This window comes from Tunturibacter gelidoferens, from assembly GCF_040358255.1.
Taxonomy (GTDB): domain Bacteria; phylum Acidobacteriota; class Terriglobia; order Terriglobales; family Acidobacteriaceae; genus Edaphobacter; species Edaphobacter gelidiferens.
Genome location: NZ_CP132938.1, coordinates 3,260,219 through 3,284,047, shown reverse-complemented (window position 1 = coordinate 3,284,047; position 23,829 = coordinate 3,260,219). Strand labels below are relative to the sequence as shown.

At 57.8% G+C, this 23,829-nt stretch carries 26 protein-coding genes; 14 read left to right on the top strand and 12 right to left on the bottom strand.

Annotation, left to right across the window (positions count from 1 at the left end; translation table 11 throughout):
• Positions 1-51 precede the first annotated feature (51 nt).
• Positions 52-921: a ChbG/HpnK family deacetylase gene (locus RBB81_RS14555; RefSeq protein ID WP_353071140.1), complete on the top strand. Its 870-nt coding sequence runs from the start codon at positions 52-54 to the stop codon at positions 919-921.
• A gap of 113 nt (positions 922-1,034) precedes the next feature.
• Positions 1,035-2,186 (top strand): N-acetyl-alpha-D-glucosaminyl L-malate synthase BshA, encoded by a 1,152-nt coding sequence (gene bshA / locus RBB81_RS14550; RefSeq protein ID WP_353073940.1) that lies wholly within the window; start codon positions 1,035-1,037, stop codon positions 2,184-2,186.
• Here bshA and RBB81_RS14545 read toward each other — a convergent pair.
• On the bottom strand, positions 2,144-3,547 hold the full coding sequence (locus RBB81_RS14545) for a sensor histidine kinase (RefSeq protein WP_353071139.1): 1,404 nt from the start codon (positions 3,545-3,547) through the stop codon (positions 2,144-2,146). The genes bshA and RBB81_RS14545 overlap by 43 nt on opposite strands.
• Positions 3,548-3,638: 91 nt before the next feature.
• On the opposite strand from RBB81_RS14545, the gene ribA reads away from it, so the two are divergent.
• Positions 3,639-4,277 carry a GTP cyclohydrolase II gene (ribA, locus tag RBB81_RS14540; protein ID WP_353071138.1) on the top strand — a complete coding sequence of 213 codons (639 nt, stop codon included), beginning with the start codon at positions 3,639-3,641 and terminating at the stop codon, positions 4,275-4,277.
• Position 4,278: 1 nt separating this feature from the next.
• Here the strand turns inward: ribA and RBB81_RS14535 are convergent, their stop codons facing one another.
• The 6 genes from RBB81_RS14535 to RBB81_RS14510 all read right to left on the bottom strand — a co-directional run bounded on the left by RBB81_RS14535 (position 4,279) and on the right by RBB81_RS14510 (position 9,314).
• Positions 4,279-5,505: a DUF3179 domain-containing (seleno)protein gene (locus RBB81_RS14535; RefSeq protein WP_353071137.1), complete on the bottom strand. Its 1,227-nt coding sequence runs from the start codon at positions 5,503-5,505 to the stop codon at positions 4,279-4,281.
• A 114-nt stretch (positions 5,506-5,619) separates the two neighbouring features.
• Positions 5,620-6,117: a DinB family protein gene (locus tag RBB81_RS14530; protein WP_353071136.1), complete on the bottom strand. Its 498-nt coding sequence runs from the start codon at positions 6,115-6,117 to the stop codon at positions 5,620-5,622.
• Between the two features lie 46 nt (positions 6,118-6,163).
• Positions 6,164-7,084: a glycine betaine ABC transporter substrate-binding protein gene (locus tag RBB81_RS14525; protein ID WP_353071135.1), complete on the bottom strand. Its 921-nt coding sequence runs from the start codon at positions 7,082-7,084 to the stop codon at positions 6,164-6,166.
• On the bottom strand, positions 7,084-7,716 hold the full coding sequence (locus RBB81_RS14520) for an ABC transporter permease (protein ID WP_353071134.1): 633 nt from the start codon (positions 7,714-7,716) through the stop codon (positions 7,084-7,086). The genes RBB81_RS14525 and RBB81_RS14520 overlap by 1 nt, the downstream gene beginning before the upstream one ends.
• Positions 7,713-8,462: an ATP-binding cassette domain-containing protein gene (locus RBB81_RS14515; RefSeq protein ID WP_353071133.1), complete on the bottom strand. Its 750-nt coding sequence runs from the start codon at positions 8,460-8,462 to the stop codon at positions 7,713-7,715. Before RBB81_RS14515 ends, RBB81_RS14520 begins: the two co-directional genes overlap by 4 nt.
• A 36-nt stretch (positions 8,463-8,498) precedes the next feature.
• On the bottom strand, positions 8,499-9,314 hold the full coding sequence (locus RBB81_RS14510) for an AAA family ATPase (RefSeq protein ID WP_353071132.1): 816 nt from the start codon (positions 9,312-9,314) through the stop codon (positions 8,499-8,501).
• 205 nt (positions 9,315-9,519) lie between these two features.
• Between RBB81_RS14510 and RBB81_RS14505 the strand changes: the two genes are divergently transcribed.
• From RBB81_RS14505 to tpiA, 9 genes are all read left to right on the top strand, one after another.
• Positions 9,520-9,753 (top strand): hypothetical protein, encoded by a 234-nt coding sequence (locus RBB81_RS14505; RefSeq protein ID WP_353071131.1) that lies wholly within the window; start codon positions 9,520-9,522, stop codon positions 9,751-9,753.
• 193 nt (positions 9,754-9,946) lie between these two features.
• Positions 9,947-10,957 (top strand): type I glyceraldehyde-3-phosphate dehydrogenase, encoded by a 1,011-nt coding sequence (gene gap / locus RBB81_RS14500; RefSeq protein WP_353071130.1) that lies wholly within the window; start codon positions 9,947-9,949, stop codon positions 10,955-10,957.
• 123 nt (positions 10,958-11,080) lie between these two features.
• Positions 11,081-11,722: a pyridoxamine 5'-phosphate oxidase family protein gene (locus tag RBB81_RS14495; protein ID WP_353071129.1), complete on the top strand. Its 642-nt coding sequence runs from the start codon at positions 11,081-11,083 to the stop codon at positions 11,720-11,722.
• Positions 11,723-11,776: 54 nt separating this feature from the next.
• On the top strand, positions 11,777-12,907 hold the full coding sequence (locus RBB81_RS14490; protein WP_353071128.1) for an acyltransferase family protein: 1,131 nt from the start codon (positions 11,777-11,779) through the stop codon (positions 12,905-12,907).
• Positions 12,908-12,933: 26 nt separating this feature from the next.
• Positions 12,934-13,308, top strand: coding sequence for a RidA family protein (locus RBB81_RS14485; RefSeq protein WP_179582770.1), 375 nt, complete (start codon positions 12,934-12,936; stop codon positions 13,306-13,308).
• A gap of 27 nt (positions 13,309-13,335) precedes the next feature.
• Complete coding sequence (locus tag RBB81_RS14480) at positions 13,336-13,824, top strand: hypothetical protein (RefSeq protein ID WP_353071127.1); 489 nt, start codon at positions 13,336-13,338, stop codon at positions 13,822-13,824.
• Between the two features lies 1 nt (position 13,825).
• Positions 13,826-15,034, top strand: a complete 1,209-nt coding sequence (locus RBB81_RS14475) for a phosphoglycerate kinase (RefSeq protein WP_353071126.1) — start codon at positions 13,826-13,828, stop codon at positions 15,032-15,034.
• Between the two features lie 11 nt (positions 15,035-15,045).
• Positions 15,046-15,732 carry a hypothetical protein gene (locus tag RBB81_RS14470; protein ID WP_179582764.1) on the top strand — a complete coding sequence of 229 codons (687 nt, stop codon included), beginning with the start codon at positions 15,046-15,048 and terminating at the stop codon, positions 15,730-15,732.
• A gap of 99 nt (positions 15,733-15,831) precedes the next feature.
• Positions 15,832-16,593 (top strand): triose-phosphate isomerase, encoded by a 762-nt coding sequence (tpiA, locus tag RBB81_RS14465; protein WP_353071125.1) that lies wholly within the window; start codon positions 15,832-15,834, stop codon positions 16,591-16,593.
• Positions 16,594-16,617: 24 nt separating this feature from the next.
• Here tpiA and lepB read toward each other — a convergent pair whose 3' ends face one another.
• The gene (lepB, locus tag RBB81_RS14460) at positions 16,618-17,118 is read right to left on the bottom strand and encodes a signal peptidase I (RefSeq protein ID WP_373563916.1); all 501 of its coding nucleotides are present in this window, start codon (positions 17,116-17,118) and stop codon (positions 16,618-16,620) included.
• Positions 17,119-17,539: 421 nt separating this feature from the next.
• Between lepB and murQ the strand changes: the two genes are divergently transcribed.
• Positions 17,540-18,508 (top strand): N-acetylmuramic acid 6-phosphate etherase, encoded by a 969-nt coding sequence (gene murQ, locus RBB81_RS14455; RefSeq protein ID WP_179582760.1) that lies wholly within the window; start codon positions 17,540-17,542, stop codon positions 18,506-18,508.
• Positions 18,509-18,548: 40 nt separating this feature from the next.
• On the opposite strand, the gene RBB81_RS14450 is transcribed toward murQ, so the two are convergent.
• Genes RBB81_RS14450 through RBB81_RS14440 form a run of 3 tightly spaced genes read right to left on the bottom strand, consistent with a single transcriptional unit; the run spans position 18,549 to position 21,515 of the window.
• Positions 18,549-20,171 carry a hypothetical protein gene (locus tag RBB81_RS14450; protein WP_353071124.1) on the bottom strand — a complete coding sequence of 541 codons (1,623 nt, stop codon included), beginning with the start codon at positions 20,169-20,171 and terminating at the stop codon, positions 18,549-18,551.
• Positions 20,172-20,190: 19 nt separating this feature from the next.
• Complete coding sequence (locus tag RBB81_RS14445; protein WP_246373462.1) at positions 20,191-20,775, bottom strand: class D sortase; 585 nt, start codon at positions 20,773-20,775, stop codon at positions 20,191-20,193.
• Positions 20,776-20,777: 2 nt separating this feature from the next.
• Positions 20,778-21,515 carry a hypothetical protein gene (locus tag RBB81_RS14440; RefSeq protein ID WP_353071123.1) on the bottom strand — a complete coding sequence of 246 codons (738 nt, stop codon included), beginning with the start codon at positions 21,513-21,515 and terminating at the stop codon, positions 20,778-20,780.
• A gap of 463 nt (positions 21,516-21,978) precedes the next feature.
• On the opposite strand from RBB81_RS14440, the gene murA reads away from it, so the two are divergent.
• Positions 21,979-23,259, top strand: coding sequence for a UDP-N-acetylglucosamine 1-carboxyvinyltransferase (murA, locus tag RBB81_RS14435; RefSeq protein ID WP_179582753.1), 1,281 nt, complete (start codon positions 21,979-21,981; stop codon positions 23,257-23,259).
• Between the two features lie 9 nt (positions 23,260-23,268).
• Here the strand turns inward: murA and RBB81_RS14430 are convergent, their stop codons facing one another.
• A complete protein-coding gene (locus RBB81_RS14430; RefSeq protein WP_183788551.1) occupies positions 23,269-23,745 on the bottom strand; it encodes a GNAT family N-acetyltransferase in 477 nt (158 codons plus the stop codon).
• Positions 23,746-23,829: the final 84 nt, after the last annotated feature.

Below are 23,829 nucleotides of genomic sequence, written 5' to 3'. Positions count from 1 at the left end.
GGCGCTGACCGCTCGGACGTTCTCCTTGAACGTTCACTATGATAAGTACTTATGCATGCGCGACTCATCATCAATGCGGACGACTTCGGTGTCACTCGTGGAGTTAACCGCGCGATTGCAGAGCTTCACCGGGCTGGGTCGCTGACCTCTGCAACGCTGATGGCGACCGGCGCCGCATTCGACGACGCTGTCGCGATAGCCAGTGCTAACCCAACCCTTGGCGTTGGTTGTCATGTCACACTCACAGACGGGATCCCGGTCTCGCCGCCGCAGAGTATCTCTACCTTACTGGGGCCCGATGGCAAAACACTTCGTCCTTCGCTGGTTGATTTCGTACAGGCACTCCTGCGCGGCAAGATCAGCGAAGCGGAGATTGAACGGGAGGCGCTTGCACAGGTGGAAAAGTTGCGCGACGCGGGCATTGAGGTTACTCACCTCGATACGCACAAACACACGCATCTCTTCCCTGCTGTCACGCGCCCTCTTCTGCGCGTTGCTGAACGCTGCTCCATCGGTGCGATTCGCAATCCCTTCGAGCAGAACTGGAGTCTTGCACTTGGCCACGGGAACCGCCTCCGCCGTTTGCAGGTAAATTTGCTCGGGAGCTTCAAAAGCAGGTTCGGGCGCCAACCGCAGATTCGCGAGGCCCGCGTGCTGACCACGGACGGAACCATTGGAATCTCCGCGACAGGCCATCTGGACTCCCAAACCCTTCACGAACTTTTGCTTGCTCTGCCTGCGGAGGGAACCTTCGAGCTGTGCTGCCATCCCGGCTACAACGACGGGGACTTAGATCGCGTCACCACTCGACTGCGCACTCATCGTGACGTCGAGCGAAATGCCTTGCTCACCGAGCTTCCCGCGAGGTCTTTGCAACCAAATGCGCCGCAGCTCATCAACTACGGGGACCTTGCAGTCTAGCGGTGCTTGTTTGCGAAAAGCCGATGAACCGCCGGACGCGGCGGAGTCCAATGAGACCTTTGCTTCGTCCAATAGCAGGAGAAATGCATGCAGCCGAAAAGTATGGGAAGACTATGAAGATCGGCATCACCTGTTATCCCACCTACGGCGGCAGCGGCGTCGTTGCTACTGAGCTTGGCATCGAACTCGCTGCTCGTGGACACGAGATTCACTTCATCACCTACTCGCAACCTTTTCGTCTCAGTGGCCGGGAGTCGAATATTCATTTTCACGAGGTTGCGGTTTCAAACTACCCGCTGTTTGAACACCCGCCGTATGATCTTGCGCTCGCAACTCGGATGGCCGAGGTTGCTGAGTTCTATTCGCTGGATTTGTTGCATGTTCATTACGCGATTCCTCACTCGGTGAGTGCGTTGCTGGCACGACAGATGCTCGCCACGCGGGGGATTCATCTGCCCTTTATCACGACGCTTCACGGCACCGACATCACGCTGGTCGGACTGGATCGCTCGTATCTTCCTATAACAAGATTCGGTATCGAACAGTCGGACGGGGTCACCAGCATATCGAGCTACCTCCGCGACCGCACACGCGAGGCCTTCGCGATCACCTCCGAGATCGAGGTGGTCCGCAACTTTGTGAACTGCGATGTCTACCTTCGTGATCCGGACCTAGTGGCTGCGATGCGTCCGCGCTTCGCTGAGCCGAACGAACGGCTTCTGGTGCATCTCTCCAACTTTCGGCCAGTCAAACGCATTCAGGACGTCGTGAGGGTCTTTGCCCGCGTCGCCAGAGCGATGCCGGCTCGCCTGATGTTGATTGGCGACGGGCCTGACCGCAGCGTCGCCGAGTATCTCGCACGTGAGCACAACGTGCAGGATAGGGTTCATTTCATCGGGAAACAGGATAACGTCAACGAGCTGCTGCCGCTGGCTGACCTAATGCTGATGCCCAGCGAGATGGAGTCGTTCGGACTGGCTGCGCTTGAAGCCATGGCGTGCAGCGTTCCCACCATCGGGACACGCGTCGGCGGAGTTCCGGAGCTTATTCAAGACGGACATAACGGCCTCCTCTTTGACGTGGGCGACGTCGATTCTATGTCCGCCGCCGCGATCTCACTTCTAAGCGATCAGCCGCGTCTCGACGCCATGGCGCGAGCGGGCCGTAAGACTGCGCAGGATCACTTCTGCGCCTCTCGAGTGATTCCGCTCTACGAGGACTATTACGACCGGGTCATTGCGCGCACGGCGTCTTCGACCATGTGACTAATTGCCTGCCCCGCCGCGCCTCCTATCGGTCCCCAGGTTTCGGCGCCTGCGTCCAGAATCGGCATAAGGAGCGTCACCTTTGTCCCTCGACCCGGACGGCTGTTGATATCGACGGTCGCCAGTTCACCGTATAAAACCTGCATGCGCTCGCGTACGTTGCGTACCCCGATGCCGTTTCCGGGACGAACCAGGCCGCTCACCAGAGAGACGTCGATGCGCTCTGGAGCCATTCCGACGCCGTCATCTTCTATCTCGACCATCAGCCTTCTTTCTTCCGTAATCCGGCTGCGGATCGTAACAGTGCCACCGCTGATTCGCGGCTCGAGGCCATGTTTGATGCTGTTTTCAATAAGCGGCTGGAGGAGCATTCCGGGCACCACGATGTCCAGTGTGTTATTGGCAATCTCCTTGACGACCTTCAGCTTGTCACCGAAACGCACTACTTCGATGTCCAGATAATCGTCGGTAAAGCGCAGCTCCTCGCTGAGCGGCAGGAAGGCCTCGCGGTCTTTCAAGAGCACGCGCAGGATGTTGGCCAGCTTGACGATCATCTCTCGCGCCAACTCCGGCTGCGAGCGAACCAGGGAGGTGATCGAATTCAGCGTGTTGAACAGAAAGTGTGGGTTGATCTGTCGTTGTAACGCATCCAGGCGGGCCTCCAGCAGCAGCCTTCCCTGCTCCTCCAGCTTTCTTTCGACACGAATCGCATTCCAGATCTTGAGTGGAATTCCGACGACGATTGGCGCGGTGGCGCAGATCAACAACTGCACCCACCACTCTCTGGAGTTCAGTTCGAAGAAGTGCCTCGGGAAGTAATGCGATAGCGCACTAGTCCCGAGCTGCATACCGGCTACCAGGAGAAGCAACAGAATCTGACGATCGAGCTGCGGCCGTCGCAGGTTACGTGTGACCCAGCGATAGATGCTCAGGTCGATCATGGGGGAGAACGACCACACGTCTTCGGGGTCAGCAAAGCGGCCGAAGGCTCCGGCGATCGCGGCAATCGCAAGATTTACCGGGAGAGTCCAGTACTCATGGTGAAGTACGGCTGGAATTGCAAGCGTCGCTCCGCCCGCCATTGCAGCGAGTGGCCCCACTAGAATTCCCAATAAAATCGTGGTTTCGAAGGAGAGATCGGCGGCCAGGAAGTTGGGGACGGCGGTGCGGACCCATACGCCAAGAGTTAGCGGCACGCAGATGATGATGACGAGCCAGGCCGTCTGCCGTGGAGTTCGACGCGGCAACAGGAGGAGATTTTTGAAACGGGTCGATCGCGCCAGCGAGCTCGAAACCGCTGCGGCCACGCCCAGTTCTATCAACAGCGTAATCAAAATCAGCTTGGGATCGGGCTGAGTCACACCACTACTTTACGCCCCTAATGCAACTTCGCATCCAGCAGCCTGTCTGAGCAATCTAATGTCCATGAAGCAGGAAACGTATAATCAAGAGATGCCGTTCGCAAGTGTTACCAAAGTAGCCGACGCCGACTTTCCAACCCGCTGGGGGCACTTCCGTATCCTCGGCTTCGAGGGTGTGATCGAAAACCCAGCCGCCTGCAACGACAACATCCCTCCGCCGGCCATACGCGTAGAGGGAGCGGTCGCTCTGGTGATGGGCGACGTTCACGCAGCACCTCCGATTGTGCGGATCCACTCGCAGTGCCTTACGGGCGATGTCTTCCACTCCCTGCGGTGCGACTGCCGTCAGCAGTTCGAACTCGCCATGGCCCTGATCACCGACGAAGGCACGGGCATTATGCTCTACGAACAGCAGGAGGGGCGCGGAATAGGACTGATGGCGAAGTTGCGTGCCTATGAGTTGCAGGACAAGGGTCTCGACACGATCGAGGCAAATCTTGAACTTGGCTACGAGGCCGACTGCCGCCACTTTGAGCTGCCTGCGCAGATCCTCAAGCAGATGGGGATCACTGAGGTCCGGCTTATCACCAACAATCCGGAGAAAGTGGAAGCCCTGGAGCTTGCCGGAATCAAGGTGGTTGAGCGCATCTCCGCCGAGGTCCCGAGCGAACCTACCAACGAGCGCTACCTTCAGACCAAGCGCGAGAAGATGGGCCACCTCGTCAGCTAGCTCAATTCTTGAATACCGCTGATTCGGGATGATGGTTCATCCAGTCGAACCAGTAGTCCTTGTGCGCGTCGATCTCTGCTAAGCAGCGTCCGGTTAGCGATCCCTCTACGGCGCAACCCTGGAAGTTCCAGACGCTGGCTGTATCGATGTCGCTTATTCCCTGGTCGTCTGCACTTCGTGCAAAGGTCAGGGGCCTATTCTCGAGGGTTCCTTCGAATACTCTGATGGATGCGCCATCAGGCCCCACCACTACGATAAGGGGCAGACTTCCAACCCGATCCTGAATCAGTTTTGCGGCGAGGATCGCCTCAATCGGATAAGCCTTGCTCTGTCCCGCCACGGCGACTCCCAGCATCAGCTGATGCGGTCCAATCCCGGAGCGCGTTGTGTCGACCACCGTTGTTGTCCTGGCGACATGCTTCTCCCAGTCTTTCGGGTCGTACTCTGCCGCATACGGTGGGTCCGACTTCAATACCTGCCCATGCGGCTCCTCGCTCTTCCACAAGGCGAAGGTCAACTCGTTGCTCCGAACGAGCTTCAGTTGCTGCCCCTTCAACAGACCGAAGATGGCCTCGCCGGTGCTCTGCTGCCAGATACTGCTGGTCTGCTCATCTCGCAGGAGAGCATTGCCGTTGTTGATGCCGGCAAGGCGAAAATGCAGTAGCTGTCCGTCGACGACGCGACTCCACACCAGCCCTGTGTGACACAACGTGCAATAGGTCACGGCGATCGGGACACCGCCTATCGTGTCGTTCACAATATGGTGATAGCCCATGGTCCGTATCGGATAGGCCCGTGCTTCCTGTCCTACTCTGACAGCGAGCACCTTGTCGTCGGAGTCGACTTTTGCCTCGTATGCGCTTTCGAATGAGGGCGAATCGTAGGGGTGAAACATCTTTTCGAAGATGTTGACGTGCGTAAAAGATACGCTCGCGAACGCAAGCACAAGCAAGCAGACTAGTGCGATCCGAGCGCCAATCCGTGCTGCCTTCCAGAGGAGAAACACCACCAGCAGCACGACCGCAACGCACACGCCCGCAAGCCATGGGCCGGCGTGGCGAACGGTCAGAGCAATCTCCAACTCTCGCGCGCCCTGTGGGCGGAATGGGCGAATGACAAACATCGGAATGGCGACACAGGCAGCCGAAATGAGGGCACACACCGACGCCAGAGCAAAAAAATATCCGGTTTTGTTTCGTACCGCTTGTATCTCCTGCGTTTGTGGCATGTTCTTCCTCGCAGCGATTCAACGCGGCCCATTGGGAACAGTCAACCATGCAAACGGAGGATCTTTCGCTCCACCTATCGGATGACATAGCCCTTCTAACGAGAGGTGAGACAGTTAGACACGCGCTCCCGTCACGATCTTCGCCGTTGTGACAGCCTGTCCGATGTGCCGCTGCGTATGCTCCGCGCAATGGACAAGCAGTCCGCCTACCGTGCTGGGCAACAACGCCCGGCCCACTCCACGCGGATCTTCATAACTTCCCTGCGAGACCATCAATACGCGCTGTCGTGCCTCAGCCAATCCAGCCCGGACCTCAGCGAGCACAACCTCGGCAGACGCACCATCCTGCATCTCACTGGCCAACGCATCCATTTGTGTCCCGGATAAAGCCCCACCCTCCGCATAGGTCAGCAGACGATCGAGGCTTCGCGCGATGTGACGGAGATGAAACGCCACCGGAGCTATGCCAAACGGCCGCGCATTCATCTCCTCATCGCCCAATCCTGCACACCAACGCTCGACGTCCTCCGCCGCCAGTTCCAGAGCGTGCAGCACCTGTCGCCTTACCGCGTCGATTTCAGTCAACGTCCCTCGCAACCACGGCTCAACCATCTAGATTCCTCCCGTTGCTCTCTGCGACACTGCGATGGACCTCCATTCATAGCCCCTTCGACTTGCGGAACTCTCTCACTACGTCCGCCACGTCCCTGTGCTCGGAGTCCACCGCGTAGTTCATTCCCCGTACCTCGTCCGCGCTCACCTTGCCTGCCAGCCGCTCCATCGCGACCTGAATTCCTGGATGCCGCAGCAGAGAATCCTGCCGTATCAGCGGGACCGCTTCATAGGGCGGAAAGTAGTGCTTGTCGTCCTCCAGCACTACGAATCCGAGAGCTCGTATCGGCCCGTCGGTCGAGTTGCCCGCCACCATATCGACCTGATCGCTCGACAGTGCGCGATAGAGCAGTCCTAGATCCATCGTTCTAGGGTCGCCTGCAAATTTTAGTCCGTAGGTAGCCTCGAGGCCGCGCAAACCATCCGGCCGTGACTGAAATTCATAGCCCACCCCGAGCCTCCATCCGTTCGGGTCGGGAGTCGTCTTTACAGCGTCCGAGATCGTCTTGACGCCCAGCCGTTTCGCATCGTCACCGCGCACTACCATCGCGAACGTGTCTTCGAACCCCAGCCCGGGACCTACCTTCACCCGATACTTTGATGCGTACAAATTGCTGACCTCACGAAAAACCGTCGCCTCATCCCGCTGGCCCACTGGAGGAAGTGGCTGCTTCAAGATCGCGGTCAACGCCGTCCCTGTGTACTCCACGTATCCATCGATGCGTCCGCTGACCAGCGCCTGCTGGCAGAGGTAGCTGCCCGCCAGGTAGAAACGCCGGTCCACCTGCTCCCCGGTCACGGCTTCGATCTCCTGTGCGAGCATCTCCCCCAGGACCACCTGCTCGGTGAAGTTCTTCGCACCAATCGTGATTCGTGAGGACCTCGGGGGGGCGCAGGCGATCAATCCGACGAGGGACAACGATAGAATCCTCGAAGCCAGCCGACGCAGAATGCAATCGGCATCCATCAGACTCTCCTCACGGCCAATCGTTTTTCCAATAAGCCCAGTCCCGCATCCGCGACCAAGGCCAAGAGCGCTGCCGGAATCGCACCTGCCAGTACCAGCCCGTTGTCGACACTAGCCACGCCGCGAAAGATTAGTTCTCCTAAGCCACCCGCTCCGATCGCGGCGGCGATGGTCGCGACGCCGACACAGGTTACGGTCGCGGTTCGGAGGCCGGCAAGGATTACGCTCGCGGCCAACGGCAGTTCCACCTTCAGCAGGCGTTGCCAGGAGGTCATCCCCATCGCGTTAGCTACGTCTACCAACGCAGGGTCTACGCTTCCTATCCCAGCATAGGTGTTACGCAGAATGGGTAAGAGTGCGTACCCGGTCAGCGCAAGGATCGCCAGCCGGGCCGCGTTCTCTCCCAGCCATGGGACGGGTAGGAGCAACCCGAACAGCGCGAGGCTTGGAACCGTTTGCAATATGTTCGCAAACCCGATGATCGGCTTGGCGAGCTTCTGTCTTCGGGTTAGCAGGATGCCCAATGGCAACCCTATCGCTGCAGCCAACAGCATCGCGGATAGAGTTAGCCAGAGATGCTCAAAGGTCAGTCGACCGATGTCGTACCCGTTTTGACGAAGGAAGTTCATCATGTGTGCACCCTGCGGTGTACGGCAAGAACATAATCCTTTACATGATGGTTTTCTGATCGCGCAACCTCTCCCGCAGGAAGATCTGCAACCACTGTGCCTTCGGAGAGAAACACTACTCGGCTGGCCAGGTAGAGAGCTTCATCGAGATCATGAGTCACGAGCAAGACCGTCTTCCCTACCTTCTTCAGCAGATCTCGCAGCATGGTCTGCATCTCGGCGCGGGTTATTGGATCGAGCGCGCCAAAGGGCTCATCCATCAACAATACGGTCGGGTCGGTTGCGAGCGCGCGTGCCAGGCCCACTCGCTGACGCTGGCCGCCTGAGAGCTGCCACGGGTACCGTCCGCGAAACTCTTCATAGTCCAATCCCACCAGCGACATGACCTCGTGAACCCGTGTCGCGATCTCCTGCTTCGAACGTCCCGCCAGCTCAAGTGCCATCCCGGCGTTACGCTCCACCGTCATGTGTGGAAACAGTCCCGTCTCCTGGATGACGTACCCGATATTGCGCCGCAGCGCTATGATGTCGCCATTTTGCGTCTGACTGCCTGCGACGGTCACCTCACCCGCGCTGGGCGTCACCAGATTGTTTACCATGCGTAACAGCGTGGTCTTGCCAGATCCACTGCGTCCCAGCAGGGCTGTTGTCGTTCCCGCCTCGAGCTGCAAAGAGACGTCACGCAATAAAACACGCCCACCTGCCAGCGTATAGCTCACCTTCGCGAACTCAACGCCAACCGTGGGCATGTCTTTTACTCTAACCTGCTGTGGCGAGCTGCGACGCTACTCTGAAGTCTCCGGGACTGGGACTGTATCAGCCGTTGGCTCTCCTGCCGTGCCGGGCTGGCCTTTCACGCGTACTACCGTGATCTTTTCGAAGCCTTCCTTGAAGGTGGGCGGTTTGAGGCGCTCGGCCATCTTCTGCATCACCTCGTCGGTTACCTGGCGATCGCGCTTCGAGTTGCGTTCCATGCATACGGCCAAAGGCACGTCGAAGAATACTGCCTGCACCTCGTAGCCGAAGCTCTTGGCCATCTTGATCCACTGTCGGCGCTCGTGAGGTGACAGGTTCGTCGCGTCCACGTAGTTCCACGGCATCTTGGCGATAAGACGGGCGCGCAGCAAGCTTCGCAACGTCGAAAATACGAGTCCCTGATAGCGCTGTTCGGTGATGTCGTCGAATAGGAGAGTGCGCAGCAGGTCGCTCGATAGAGGCGTTACGCCCCGACGCTTATACCAGGTCGTCTTACCCGAGCCGGGCAGACCGATCGCAAGTACAACGTACCCCTTTGGCGACTTGGTCGCTGTCAACTCTGCGGGCGGTGTTCCGAGCGACTCTGGCTGGGTTTCCATTACCATCTTTGGCTCAGCAGGCTCTGAACGCTCCGCCGCGGTTGCGGTCGGGGCGACTATGGGTTCCGCTGCGGTGGTTGGTTCAAGAGCTTGTTCAGCCTTGACTGGCGCGGACTCTGCGGCGCGTACCGGCGCAGCCTCCGGGTAGGTTGGTCTTAGGGGAGCTGGCTGGTTCGAGGGCAACTCCTGCCCACTTTTCCCCGTGGACTCCGAATCATTCGGTCCACGTCTAGGGCGTCGTCTCATCTTTTCGCTTATCCATTCGCGCAATTCGCGCATAGGACGCTTGTAACACAGCGCCGAAGCCTCCCGCAAATCCCTCGCACCTCTTGCGATACTCCGCCGACCGCCCCGATGATCCGAACTTGACACTCTCATCTCTCTTTTTCTCAGCGGCTTACATCGTCATTTCACATATCTGCAGTAGTGTCGCAAGTAAAAGAGGTGGACCATGGCTGTTGAAGTGTCCGATCTGAACCAGATGCAGGCCGCATACAAAGAAGCTGTCGATCAATGGGTCACCACCATCCGCGAAGAAGAGGCGCTCGCATCGGTCAATCACTCCGAGGCAGAGATTGATGCCTGGGAGGCCGCCGACTCGCGTGAGGAAGATGCTCGAGAGAAGGCAAAAGAGGCTAAGAAAAACTACGAAGACGCCCTTCGCGAAAAGTTTTTCAACTTCTAAATAAATGGTTGATGAGCGATTCGTCTCGCCGTCTGTCACTGCTGCGTGGTCGCGAGAAGCCGCGCCGAAGTTTGCGCCGCATCGGCTCGAGTGGTAGCATCCCGCTCTGATGGCGTGCAGAGCCGTTCGCCGCGCTCTACAATGGTCATACGGATAGATAACGCAGCAAACACGACAGGAGTAACCGACAATCATGGCAGCTGTAAAGGTAGGCATCAACGGCTTCGGCCGCATTGGACGCAACGTATTCCGCTCCGCTTTAGGAAACCCTGACATTGAATTCGTAGCCGTAAACGACCTAACTACCCCCGCCACGCTGGCACACCTCCTCAAATACGACTCCATCCTCGGCAACCTGAAGAACGAGATCACCCACGGATCCGATTTCATCGCGGTCGATGGGAAGAAGATCAAAGTCTTCGCTGAGCGCGATCCGGCCAAGCTGGACTGGGCCTCGGTCGGAGCGCAGATTGTGGTTGAGTCCACCGGCTTCTTTACAGACGCCGAAAAGGCCAAGGCTCACCTTGGCAGCACAGTGAAGAAGGTCATCATCTCTGCCCCTGCGACCAACGAGGACATCACTATCGTGCTCGGCGTGAACGACGGCAAGTACGAGGCGGCGAAGCACAACGTCATCTCGAATGCGAGCTGCACGACCAACTGTCTCGCGCCCGTCGTCAAGGTGCTTCACGACACCTTCGGCATCGCCTCCGGCATCATGACCACGATCCACAGCTACACCAACGATCAGGTCATTCTCGATACCCCACACAAGGACCTGCGTCGCGCCCGCGCTGCCGCCCTCTCGATGATTCCATCGAGCACTGGAGCCGCCAAAGCCCTGAGGCTCGTCGTTCCTGCAATGGACGGGAAGCTCGACGGCTTCTCGATGCGCGTTCCGACCCCGAATGTCTCTGTGGTTGACCTCACGTTCGTCTCCGAGAAGCCCATCACTGATAAGTCGATCAACGAAGCTCTCAAGAAGGCCGCTGATGGTGAGTTGAAGGGAATTCTGGGCTTCACCGACGAGGAACTTGTTTCCTCCGACTTCAAGGGCAACCCCCTCAGCAGCATCGTCGACAGCAAGCTGACCAAGGTCGTCGGCCAGAACACCGGCAAGGTGATCAGCTGGTATGACAACGAGTGGGGTTACTCCAACCGCGTGAAAGATCTCATTACCTTCCTTGTAAAAAAAGGCCTCTAGACATGAGGACGCCCGGGTAGTGGCAGTTCCCGCTGCTGCCTGGGCACATTCTGCATCATCTCTAACCCATCTCGAATCGAATCTCTTGGCAGCGAGTCCACCTGCCCGGATCGAGCGTGCACTATGGGTCGCTTTCAAGAACTAGCCTTCACCCCACTCGTCAAACAACATCAGCAGGAGCACGGCAGCAGACGCCAGTATGAGCGCATGACGGAGCATTCGCCGTCGGGCAATACTCTTGGCCGAGATGAGCAGGCTTTCATCGCGCTGCGGGACAGCTTCTACATGGCTTCGGTCAGCGAGACGGGCTGGCCTTACGTGCAACACCGCGGTGGCCCGAAGGGTTTCGTCCGGGTCATCGAGCCGGGCCTCCTCGGTTTCGCGGATTTGCGCGGGAATAAGCAGTACATCAGTCTGGGAAACTTCGACCACGACGCACGTGTCGCACTTTTCTTCATGGATTATCCAAACCAGACGCGTCTCAAAGTTCTTGGCCGCGTCGAGGTGCATGAGCATGATTCCGAAGCCCCGGCGCTGATCGAATCCTTCCGACCTGCGGACAGGTCTTCGGTCATCGAGAGAGTCATCCTCGTCCACGTTGAAGCGTTTGACTGGAACTGTCCGCAACACATCACTCCTCGCTACACGGCGGAGGAGATTCAGCAGGTCATCGCACCGCTTTCTCAAAGACTCGCTAAGCTCGATGCAGAGAACGCAAAGCTACGTGAGGAGCTCCACGCCCGATCGAAGATCGAACGAACCTGAAGCGCCTCTGTTAGCGGCTCCCGTCACGATCCGCCTCCCTATATACTTGGCGCCATGTCCACTGCGGAGTTGCTTCACGAGGGTCTAGTTCCAACGCCCGGAAAGCGAATTCGGCGGGGCGGCCTTCACGCTCTGACCGGGATTCGCTTCTTCGCGGCAATCTGGGTCCTGGCTTTTCACTTTGGGGCGGCCTTCACCGAACGTGTCCACATGCCGCATCCCATCACGGTCTTCCTGCAGCACGGCGAGCTCGGCGTCGCGCTCTTCTTCATGCTCTCCGGCTTTATTCTTTTCTACACGTACCAGGGCAATCTCCAGACTCCTCGCGACATCTACAAGTTCTTCGTGGCGCGTGTCGCCCGGCTTTACCCGGTTTATCTGTTGGCCATCGCCATCAGTATCCCCCTTCATGGGCGTCTTCCTGACCGCGGGGAACTCCTGATCTTCCCCATGCTGCAATCGTGGGTGCCTCCGGTTTCGGGTACTGGCTACGCGTGGATCATTCAAGCCTGGACGCTCTCCGTGGAGGCGTTCTTCTACATCTGCTTCCCGCTACTTCTGTTCCCCCTGCGCCGCGCCCGGAACACGGCTACACTCTGGCTTTGCGCGGCAGCGCTTTTTCTCCTCAATGTGGCCCTCCGCACCCCCCTTTTCCATCCGTTGATGACGGCGACATGGCTTACCCGCTCAATCATCCTCCCCGTCCTCTGTCTGCCAGAGTTTGCGCTTGGCATGGTTCTTGGGGCGCTCTTCCTGGAGAAGCGCAACCGCGAACCTGATGTCCCAACCAACGACTGGATCACGGCCGCCGGTATCCTTCCGTGCTGCGTCCTGATTGCCAGCGGGGTCGGAGATTTGCTGACTTCGCTGGCTGCTGTCCTTTGCTTCGGCTGGTCAATCTATCGTCTCGCCAATGGCCGTGGATGGCTCACCAATCTTCTCTCCAGCCGGCCAATGCTTCTGCTGGGCGGCGCCAGCTTCTCGATCTATCTTCTGCAAGCACTCGTCCGCGAAGGCGTTCACCGCCTGCTAAGCCGCTCCCACCCAGGTCTCGACGCGGCTCTCTCTCCGTTAGTCCTCATTATTCTTTGTTGCTTGATTTTTCTATATTACGAAGAGCCGATGCGCGACGTCGTTCGTAATCTGCTTTTCCGCAAAAAGACCGAGGCCAAAGTGGCCGTCTAGCCTCGAAAGGACATCGCAGGCACAATATGATCAGAAAAAATATCCCCGGCACGTCACCCTTCGAGCCAGTCATCGGCTTCTCCCGCGCCGTCCGTATCGGCAACCATGTCCACGTCTCCGGCACCGGCCCCGTAGGCGCAGACGCGGCGGACGTCGCGGAACAGACTGACCAATGCCTGACCCTAATCGCCGCCGCGCTCAGAAACGCCGGTAGCTCGATTGATCATGTGTACCGCACCCGTATGTATCTCACCCGCGCGGAAGACTGGGAGGCCGCTGGCCGTGTTCACGGCCAATTCTTTGGCCTGATTCTTCCCGCCGCCACCATGGTGGTCGTTGCCGCGCTGCTCAACCCAGCCTGGCGCATCGAGATCGAAGTCGACGCCTTCATCCCCGAATAATCTTCTGGGGATGCTTTAGAATTTCCCATGCCAAACGACTTGAGCCGCTCCGTCCCGAAGGCAATCCTGATCGGCGCGATGGTGGCCGCTCTCCTCGACATGGTCGATCCGATCATCTTCTATGGCCTGCGCGGAATACCTCCCAGGCAGATACCGCAGGCGATCGCGAGCGGCATCCTTGGCCGCGCCTCATACTCCGACGGCATCCCCAGCGTTCTACTCGGCCTGGCAGCGCATCTCTTCATTGCACTTGTCTGGGCGACGCTCTTCGTCCTGGCAGCCCGTGCCCTGCCGTTTCTTGCTCGTCACGCCATCGTAGCCGGGCTGCTCTACGGAGCTTTCATCTACGCTGTTATGTACTATCTCGTGCTTCCACACACGAACCTCTACCCCAGGAACGACCCCACTCTCGCGGTTCTCATCAACAGCATCGCCGCCATGGTCTTCCTGGTTGGGCTGCCCATATCTTTGGCCAACCGACGCTTCGCGCCGCCATCTCGGGTATCCTCTAACTGACATGGCCAAGCTATCGATCCGCGACCTCGACCTCACCGACAAGCGCGTCCTCATTCGCGTCGACTTCAACGTCCCTCTCAAAGACGGCATCATCACCGATGACACTCGCATTCGGGAGACCCTGCCCACGATCGAGTACGCCCTCCGCCACAAGGCCAAGGTCATCCTCTGTTCCCATCTTGGCCGCCCCAAAGGCAAGCCCGTGGCCTCCATGAGCCTTCGTCCTCTCGTCGATCATCTCCGCACCAGACTCGACCACATCCTGGGCGATGACGAAAACGTAGCATTCTCCCCTGACTGTATTGGCATCGTCGCCAGCGAAATGGCGCTCAATCTCGAATCCGGCCAGCCGCTCCTGCTCGAGAACCTCCGCTTTCACGCCGAGGAGGAGGCCAACGATCCCGTCTTCGCACAAAAACTCGCCTCGCTCTGCGACATCTACGTCAACGACGCATTTGGCAGCGCACACCGGGCTCACGCCTCCACCGAAGGCGTCACTCACTTCGTGCAGCAATCCGCGGCCGGGCTGCTGATGGAGAAAGAGCTGACCTACCTCGGAAAAGCCCTTGCTGAACCGGACAAACCGTTCGTCGCGATCATTGGCGGAGCGAAGGTGTCGGACAAGATAAAGGTCATCGACAACCTGCTGGAAAAAGCTGATGCGATTATCATCGGCGGCGGCATGGCCTACACCTTCCTCAACGCGCAGGGACAGAGCACTGGCATGTCTCTCGTCGAACCCGACAAGATCGACGTTGCCAAGGCCGCGCTTGAGAAGGCAAAGACCATGGGCGTCCGCTTCCTTCTCCCCGTCGACCACATTCTGGCCGACAAGTTCGCTCCTAACGCAAAGACCCGGGTCTTTGCTGGCGATGGCTCCTTTCCAGAAGATCTGATGGCGCTCGACATCGGCCCCAAATCCATTGCGCTCTTTGAAGAAGAGATTGCCGAAGCTCGAACCATCATCTGGAACGGCCCCATGGGAGTCTTCGAGATGCCCGCCTTCGCTCGCGGCACCAACGAGATTGCCGCCGCCGTTGCACGCAATCATGACGCGACCACTATTGTCGGCGGGGGAGACTCGGTCGCGGCCATCCAGCAGTCTGGAGTCGCGAGCCGCATCACCCACATCTCCACCGGCGGCGGGGCCAGCCTCGAATTCCTCGAAGGCAAAACCCTGCCCGGCGTCGCCGCGCTGACGAATAAGTAGGGATTCCGCTAATGGCATGGGAAATAGCGGTTATCGTCGATCCTGACTGCAGCGAATCAGCGGTCGATACTCTTGCCAGATATATGCCTATCTGGATGGTCGACACCCCACAGAATAAGGAACGTGCGCTGTCGGTGCGAAAAGCTGTCGGCGAAATGTGGCTGCCTGAAGCAGTTTGTACGACCTTCACAGTTAAAGACTTGAGCGCTCGCGAATATAACAGTTTGAGTGAGCTTAGTGCAGTCGATCTGCACCACCCGAAAATGGCTAAGTTGAACTTCGTCGGCGTCGATGACTCGGATTCCCTTCGCACCGGAGTAAATGAGTTCGACTTCATTCCGGCAATGGCAACATGGCCCGGTACGATTGCCTTTCGCAGACCCCTTGACATGCTGCGGAACGTTCCACGTCTGCACCTTGACGCCTCTAACTGGAAAAAGAAGGACGACATCTACGAATCACTCTTTACAGTGTTAGGTTCTCCATCTTGGCATGGAAAAAGTTTTAGCGCTTTGAATGACAGCATCGTTACGGGCAGCATCAACGCCGTAGAGATTCCCTACACGCTGTTGATCCGCAATTTAAAGTCTGCTAACTCCGAGGTTCGCGCCTTCGTGTTCGATCTTGTGACCTTCATATCCGAGCGAGAAATGGAAGGTTGTCCAGTTTCGATCCAAATTGAGGCTGATTCAAAATGACCTCACCAACCCTGGCCATGCCTACCGACATAAAGCTCCACCCGTTCAGGCTCTCCCTCCCTTCCCTTGAAGGCGTGAAGATGGAATACTGATTCGCACATGCGAAAGCCATTGATCGCCGCCAACTGGAAGATGTACAAGACGCCCAAAGAGTCCTTAGCCTTCCTTAACGAGTTCCTTCCCCTGGTCAAGGACCACACCGCCAGCGAGATCGCGATCTTCCCCACGATGTCTTCACTTGGCTATGTCATCGAGGCGACAAAGGGCACGAACGTTACCGCCGGAGCACAGACGATGCACTGGCTGAACGAAGGACCGTACACCGGTCAGACCTCTCCAACCATGCTCGAAAGCATTGACTGCACCCGCGTGTTGCTGGGCCACTCAGAGCGCCGCATCTACGCCCACGAGACCGACGACATGGTCAATCTCAAGCTAAAGGCCGCCCTCGATCACGACCTTATCCCCGTCGTCTGTGTTGGCGAAACGCTTGACAAGCGACAGTCGGGCCTGACAGAAGCCGTTCTCCGCTGGCAGATCGCCTGCGCGCTCAACGGCATCAAGGGAGCTTCCTGCGGGAGCGTCGTTATTGCGTACGAACCCGTTTGGGCGATCGGCACTGGCAGCGTCGCTACGCCGGAGCAGGCCAACGAAGCCCACGCCATCATCCGACGCGAGGTTGCCACACATCTCGGCCTTCCCTGCGCCAGCGGCATGCGTATCCTCTATGGCGGCTCCGTTAAACCCGACAATGTCGCCAGCCTGATGTCCCAGCCCGAGATCGATGGCGCGCTGGTAGGAGGGGCGAGCCTGCAAGCCAGATCGTTCGCCGAAATCATCCACAACTCCACCGCTGCCTGAAGATTCTGCGCAGTACTGCTCTGTCTAGCGGACGACCCCAGCCTGGTCCATTGGCCAGTACACAAACGCCGCCTTACCATAGATCAAATCTCGATCGACCGGCCCGAAGTCGCGGCTGTCGCTCGAGATCGACCGATGATCCCCCATCACAAAATATTCGTGTCCTGGAACGGTCATCTCCGGTTGCGATCTGTCATCGGCAAACCGCTTTGGCACGTAACTCTCCGCAACCCGCGCTCCGTTCACGATTACCTGTCCATGATCGATCCGAAGCGTATCCCCTGGCAGCGCGATCACCCGCTTGATATAGCTCTTTTCGTGGTCATGCGGATAGAGAAATACCACCACGTCACCGCGATGAATCTCCCCGACCCGGTACGCCATCTTGTTGATGAACAGCCTGTCCTGGTCTTCCAACATAGGCAACATGCTGGTCCCTTCCACTCGAACCGGCTGATACAGGAAGATGATGATGAAGGCCGACACCACCACGGAGATCACCAAGTCGCGCAACCAGGAGTGCATCACTCCCTTCCGCTGGCCTGTCGGCTCCATCTGCTGTCGATTGTCTGGCTCCGGCTGAAGCTTGCCGTTGGTCTCCACGCGATCTTCTGAATCCTCTAACATTTAGACGCACCAATCAAAGAGTTGCAATCACTAGCCTACTCGCCGGCGACCCGTCCGCAAGCGCCCGGCACGGGTAACCAATTAAGCGGAGATGCATCTCATATATCCAGCAGAGGCTCCAGGTTCAGCCTCATAAATTTATGAGAACTCCACGCTTGAACCAGAATACTTTGCTTATCACAGGTCGACTTAGTTTGCCATCCCAATCATCATCCGGCATAGACCCGACCCTTTATGATAACTCGCATAGGGCAAACCTTTCTTGACGCATTCGAGAAGGTTAGGACTAGAATTGCCCCAGCAGAACAGTAGGATACCTATGGCAACCCTTACCATGCTTGAGCAGGCCCCGACACCCAAACCCGTCAACCGTGGCGCAGCAGACTACAACGATCTCACCACGGAGACCGCCAACGCCGCCTCGGAGGGACTCGACACCAAGTCCGCTCTCGAGATCGCCCGAATCATAAATCACGAAGACGCTAAAATCGCAACCGCAGTCAAAAAAGCGCTGCCTGAGATCGCCATCGTCATCGATACTGTTGCGCGCTCCCTGCGCGATGGTGGCCGGCTTATCTACGTCGGAGCCGGCTCCAGCGGCCGCATCGCCTCCCTGGACGCCTCGGAGTGCCCACCAACCTACTCCACGGCTCCTTCGCAAGTCCAGTACATTATGGCTGGCGGCCCCAAGGCTCTTGCCTCCGCTTCCGATGTGAACGAAGACTCACCAGAGATCGGCCAGCGCGACATCGCCCGTCGGCGCCCGACTCGCAAGGACATTGTCATTGGAGTCTCCGCCAGCGGCCGCACGCCCTACGTGGTGGGTGCCGTAGAGTACGCCCGCGCCCGTGGCGCAAAGACCGCCGCAATCACCTGCAATCTCAACACCCCGCTCTCCGATGTCGCTGACACCACCGTCATCACCGAGGTCGGGCCGGAGGTCATCTCCGGCTCCACGCGCATGAAGTCCGCTTCCGCGCAGAAGATGGTGCTCAACATGATCACCACTGGCGCCATGACACGTCTCGGCTACGTCTACGACAACCTGATGGTCAACGTGCATATGAAGAACGCGAAACTGGTCGAGCGTGGCATTCGCGTCTTGATGAAGGTATGCGATATTGACCGCGATACGGCGATCCGCACCATCAAGTCCGCGGGTAAATCGATTCCCATCGCCGTCGTTATGCTCAAGGCTAATGTTGACAAGATGGAGGCAGTACGCCGCCTCACCAAATCCGATGGCAACGTTCGGCTCGCGATTGACGACTCTCGCCTCGAACTCTGATTGCTCAAAGATTGATCGTCAGTCGTCGGATCATCGATTGTCAGGAAGCGCAGGCACCCATACATGCGGCGTTTCCCTGCTCGTCCCTGATCTCCGGCCTATCTTCCTCATTCAATATTCCGCCCTGCGCCTTCCACGGACTGACCGAAATGGTAGGTTGATCCTGCTCCGATGTGATCTTCCACTGCCCGTTAATGCGCTTGAGCGTGAGACGGGTCGGCACATAGGACTCTAAAATCTCCGACTGTTCAGGTTCGTCGATGAAGTGCTTCATAAGGCGAACTTCAGCCTCAGAATCTGTCTGCCGTTCTATGACAACGTCCTCCATCTTCACGGTCCACAGGCCCTTCCGCATGCGGATTGTGGCCTCGCGGTCCCGCAAGACTGCACCTCGTCCGACGTTTCGCTGATCGAGATAGCGATCCAACTTATCTGCGTAGAAAGAGGCTTGAGCATTTGCATCTCTGGTTTGCATCGAAGCAGCCCATCCTTGCAGCCATCGCTTTACTTCCACACTGCTGGCGGGAGTCTCGGCATTTGTGTCTGATTTAGGAGGCGTACTGCCTGGAGATGATGCTTCGGGCGCTTTCGGCATGACTGGTAAGGGTGCCGGAACGACCGGCGAATCAATCGCTGGAGCCGGAACATACTTTGCTGCGGTTGAGACGGGATTGACGGTGACCTTCCGTTGCAACCAATACAAACGATACGTCCCTGCTGCTAACGCCAACAGCATGACCACCACAGTTGTTCCCAACGCAAGCCGTTTCCAGCCCGGGGTCCGATCTTCTTCCACTTGAAGTCGGTAAGGTGGTATTCGAGCTTCCCATGACAGTTCTTCTTCGAGTCCCGATCCAGCGTCGGGCTTTGGATTATTCGCCCGATTACGCGCAGCCCCCTTCGCAGGAGTTTGCTTCGCTTCCGTCGGGCGCACTGACTCTGCAGTGTGGGTTACGGTCTGTGCCGAATCGATGGCTCTTTCTGGACCATCTTTGACATTCGGTACATCTGCAAGAGGGTGCTCCACCGGTGGGGCAGCGGTCGGCTCCGCGATACGGGCATGGCTAGAGTCGCCACTTCGTTCGGGCAGAACAATCTCCTCCGGCTCTCCTATGAGAGCAGCCGCACCCCATCCTGCATCAGGAGCAGCCGTAATGGCCTCAATCACCGTTTTTGGAACCGCAACCGGCGGAATCTTCTCTTCCGACGGCAACAGTTTTTCTTCAGACGGATCCAAGTCCCGCAGTTTGACCGCGCTCTGATCGGGCCTGTCTAAAACGGTTGTTGACGATGAGGCCGATCTTCTTGCTGCTGTATAAGCAGCTACACGCATGGAATCGAGATGAATCTGTGCCTTCATCTGTTCAAACAGATCATCCAGTTTCGACCGCACAACCTCCTGTTGCGACGTATCTCCCAGGAGCGCCGACGCCTGGAAGTTCACCTCTCCCTGGATTACGGTCTCGTTGTTCTGGGCATTCACATGGAACACCGTAGTGTCGTGTTTGTTCTTCGATCGTGGCGACGGTCCCACACCTCGTAACGTAAGTCGGTCGCCAGACCGGACCACCTCGCTGGAGATCTCGCGTGAACACATCTCCAATGCGCGCAAAACCATCTCTGGATCCGGAGTCTGCACTGTTTCGTGGATCTCAAATCTCATAGCACCTCTTCCCGACTTCTTAATGGATGGCAGAAACCCCGTCTGGGGAAGCCGACAAAAGGTGGGCATGAACAATAAAACGTTCCGGCGCTGCGCCCACATAGTCGAACGGAAAACAGGTGATGAGCGTTAGCTCTGGCCTGGCGGCGATATTCAGCACTTCTACCTTGTCGGGACTCACGATTTCAGTCGAATCCACGACGTAGTGATAGGTGCCACTCTTATCGATCAACCGCACTTCCATCTTCGCGGCGATCCTGCGCAACGGCCGGAAGAACGAATCGCGATGACCTGCCAGCCCCACCGTTCCAAGGCCACCCGGCACCGCGGTCCCGGGAATATGTCCCACTCCCCGATGCAAACTACTCCCATCATAGTCGGCCGTGATCGGTGCTGACAACGCGAGTGCTGGAATCTCAATCCTGCCAATCACATCCTCAGTCGTGTGCGCGGCGGAAGAGGCGATTCTGGTTGGCACAGGCTGGTCGATCCGGTCCGCGAACCTCTGGGTCCCCTTTGCCTGGACAACCAGAATCAGGCAGTATCCGGCGCAAAGGAGACCACACGTCCAAAGAAGACGCTCTGCGTATGCGAGCACTCGCATACTTACTTCCGGAGCAACAGTTTCTGATTGAGACCGAAGACCCGACTCTGCGATGCGATCAGCCGCAGCAGCGCTGCAGCGATCAAGGAGCAGAAGCTAAGCAGCCATACCAGTGGAACCGGGCTGGCGGTATGAGGCAGCGCTTTGATCACCGGCTTCTGGACGCTGGCCACCTGCGTGTATCGCTCCGCCTTGATGCCTGGTTTTGCGGCGTCGCCCGTTCCGCTAACCTGCTCGAGCGACAGAAGCCATAGCGTCAGCAGTTGCATGTCGTCCTGAGACAGCGTGTTATCAGTGACCTTTCCCTCGGAAGCGGGATCAACCGCAGGCACCTTGGCTGGATTCGAGGTTGCTATCGCAACGGCCTCAGCCTTTGGATAGACGAACTCTACGACCGAAGAGCTGCCCGCAAAATACCACCCCTTGAGATATAGAGAGCCGTCAGCCGGGTTGGCCCACTTTACAGGACCAATGGCGGCCGGCTTCTGAATCTCGCTGTTTGGAATACCAAGAAAGGTTGAATGCACGTCGCCCTTCACCGAATCAACCTTCAGGATTACTCGGTCCGACAGACGGTTCACAATGTGGATCGTGTAGGAGCCGGGTTCCAGCGTAGCCCCGGGAATATGTGACGGGTTGGAGATCGTGAAATCAGCGGTGGAAGTTGCCGGACCGGCAGCCCATAAGACCGCGCTGAAAGAGCACAAAGAAGCACACAGCATGAGAGATTTGAGTCGCATCGTTTCTCCTTGCAGGATCAACTTACGTCCCGTGATATGCAAGGTGTACGCGAAAAGTTAGCCGCTCAGTTAAGAGAAGATGCGAGTAACTCAACTTTTTTGGCACGGGTAATCGTGAAATTCGAATTTGATTCGATTGGTAATCGAATGGCCGATTACGACACCCATCGAAGTTGAAAGACTTTTCACATAAACAATTTCGGGCTCTAGCGAACCGTCAGCTTCGTGGATTTTCGCGTGCCCTTGAGCTTCGCGTCTGTCATCCGCAATGATTGGTCAGCTTTCCGATCGAAAGCCTCACAGTTAAGCTATTTGAAATGAGCCACTTAAATGCAGGCACCCTTGATGCTTACTGATTTAGCGACAATGATCTGATCAAGAAAAAGAGTCTCTCACTCGTCAGAAGAGCGGCCGAACCACCGCCGTTACTCATTTCCACGTCGAATCTCCGTAGACTGTCAAAATGGACAAGTTCGTAGTACGCGGCGGCAATCCCCTTCTCGGCACTATCAAAGTCTCCGGAGCAAAGAACTCCGCTCTCCCCTGCATGGCCGCCGCCATCCTCACCGAAGACGAGGTCATCCTCGAAAACATCCCTCAAGTCCAGGACATTGAGACTGAGCGCAAACTTCTGACCAGCATGGGCGCCGAGGTTGAACTGGGTTATGGCCGCGCCCAACACCGTACCCACATCAAGTGCGCCATTCTGTCCGATCCCGTCGCAAAGTACGAGATCGTGAAGACGATGCGCGCCAGTTCCCTGGTCCTTGGACCGCTCATCGCACGCACCGGCATCGCACGCGTTGCCATGCCAGGAGGCTGTGCGATCGGCGGCCGCCCTATCGACCTTCACATCAACGGTCTCGAGGCCATGGGCGCCACGATCACGCAAGATCACGGCTACCTGGAAGCCCGTGCCGACCGGCTGAAGGGCGCGCACATCGTCTTCGACAAGATCACGGTCACCGGCACCGAAGACCTTTTGATGGCCGCGACTCTTGCCGAGGGAGAGTCCATCTTCGAGAACTGCGCCCGCGAGCCAGAAGTCACCGACCTCGCCGCTCTGCTCATAGCGATGGGAGCGAAGATCGAAGGCGCTGGCACCGGCACCATCCGTATTCAGGGCGTAGCTAAGCTCCACGGCGCACGCCATCGCATCAATCCCGATCGCATCGAGGCCGGAACCTTCCTCATCGCGGGCGCCATCACCGGTGGCGACCTCAACGTCGACTGCTGCGAACCGAAACACCTCGGCGCCTTGATCTCCAAGCTCGAACAGTGCGGAGTCAAGATCGACGTTGGCGCCGACCACGTCCGCGTCCGCTCCGGCGGCGAACTCAAAGCCGCCGACATCACCACCGAGGAGTACCCCGGCTTCCCTACCGACATGCAGGCCCAGTACATGGCGCTGGCCACCCAGGCCGAAGGCACCAGCACCGTGATCGAAAACATCTTCGAAAACCGCTTCATGCACGTGCAGGAGTTGATTCGCATGGGCGCGAACATCACCATCTCAGGCCGCACCGCAACCGTCCGCGGCAAAACTCCTCTGCAGTCGGCCGCGGTCATGTGCTCGGACCTGCGCGCCTCCGCCTCCCTTGTGTTGGCCGCTCTGGTCGCCGACGGCGAGACCATCCTCGACCGTGTCTATCACCTGGACCGCGGCTACGAGCACTTCGAAGAGAAACTCCGCGGAGTCGGTGCTCAGATCCGCCGCATGGGAGACGTCTTCGGGAGAAAGTAACCGATGGAGTCACACAAATTTCAGATACTTACGATATACAAAAGCGTCCAGTCCGGATTTGCCATAAAACCTGCGCCTTACTCCGGTTCGCCCGTACCCTGAGCGCTCATAGAACCGGATTGCACCCTCGTTGCCTGAGAACACGTGCAGCTCCATCCACCGCGCTCCCCTAGCGGTTGCGCGCTCCTCGGCATCCCGCAAAAGTCTCCCAGCCAATCCCCGCCTTCTGTACCCCTCTGCCACATCCAACGTCACGACATAAGCTCGTTGTTCCGTTTCAATCTGCTCGATGTGAACGATTACAAAACCAACAATCTCCCCATTCGTAATTACCGCGACACGAACGACGGCATCCGGCTCCTCGGCAAAAACCCTCATCCACTCCTTATCAAACCGAAACTCCGGCGAGAAACAGTCCTGATCCAAGCGATGCATCGCATCGAGATAAGTCGGACGATAATCACAAAGAGAGATCTCATCAATCATCAGATATCCAGACTAACGGCAGCAGACCTTACCATCTGGCAATAATTCCATGGACCGCTCAAAGTGCGAGACACAGGCATAAAA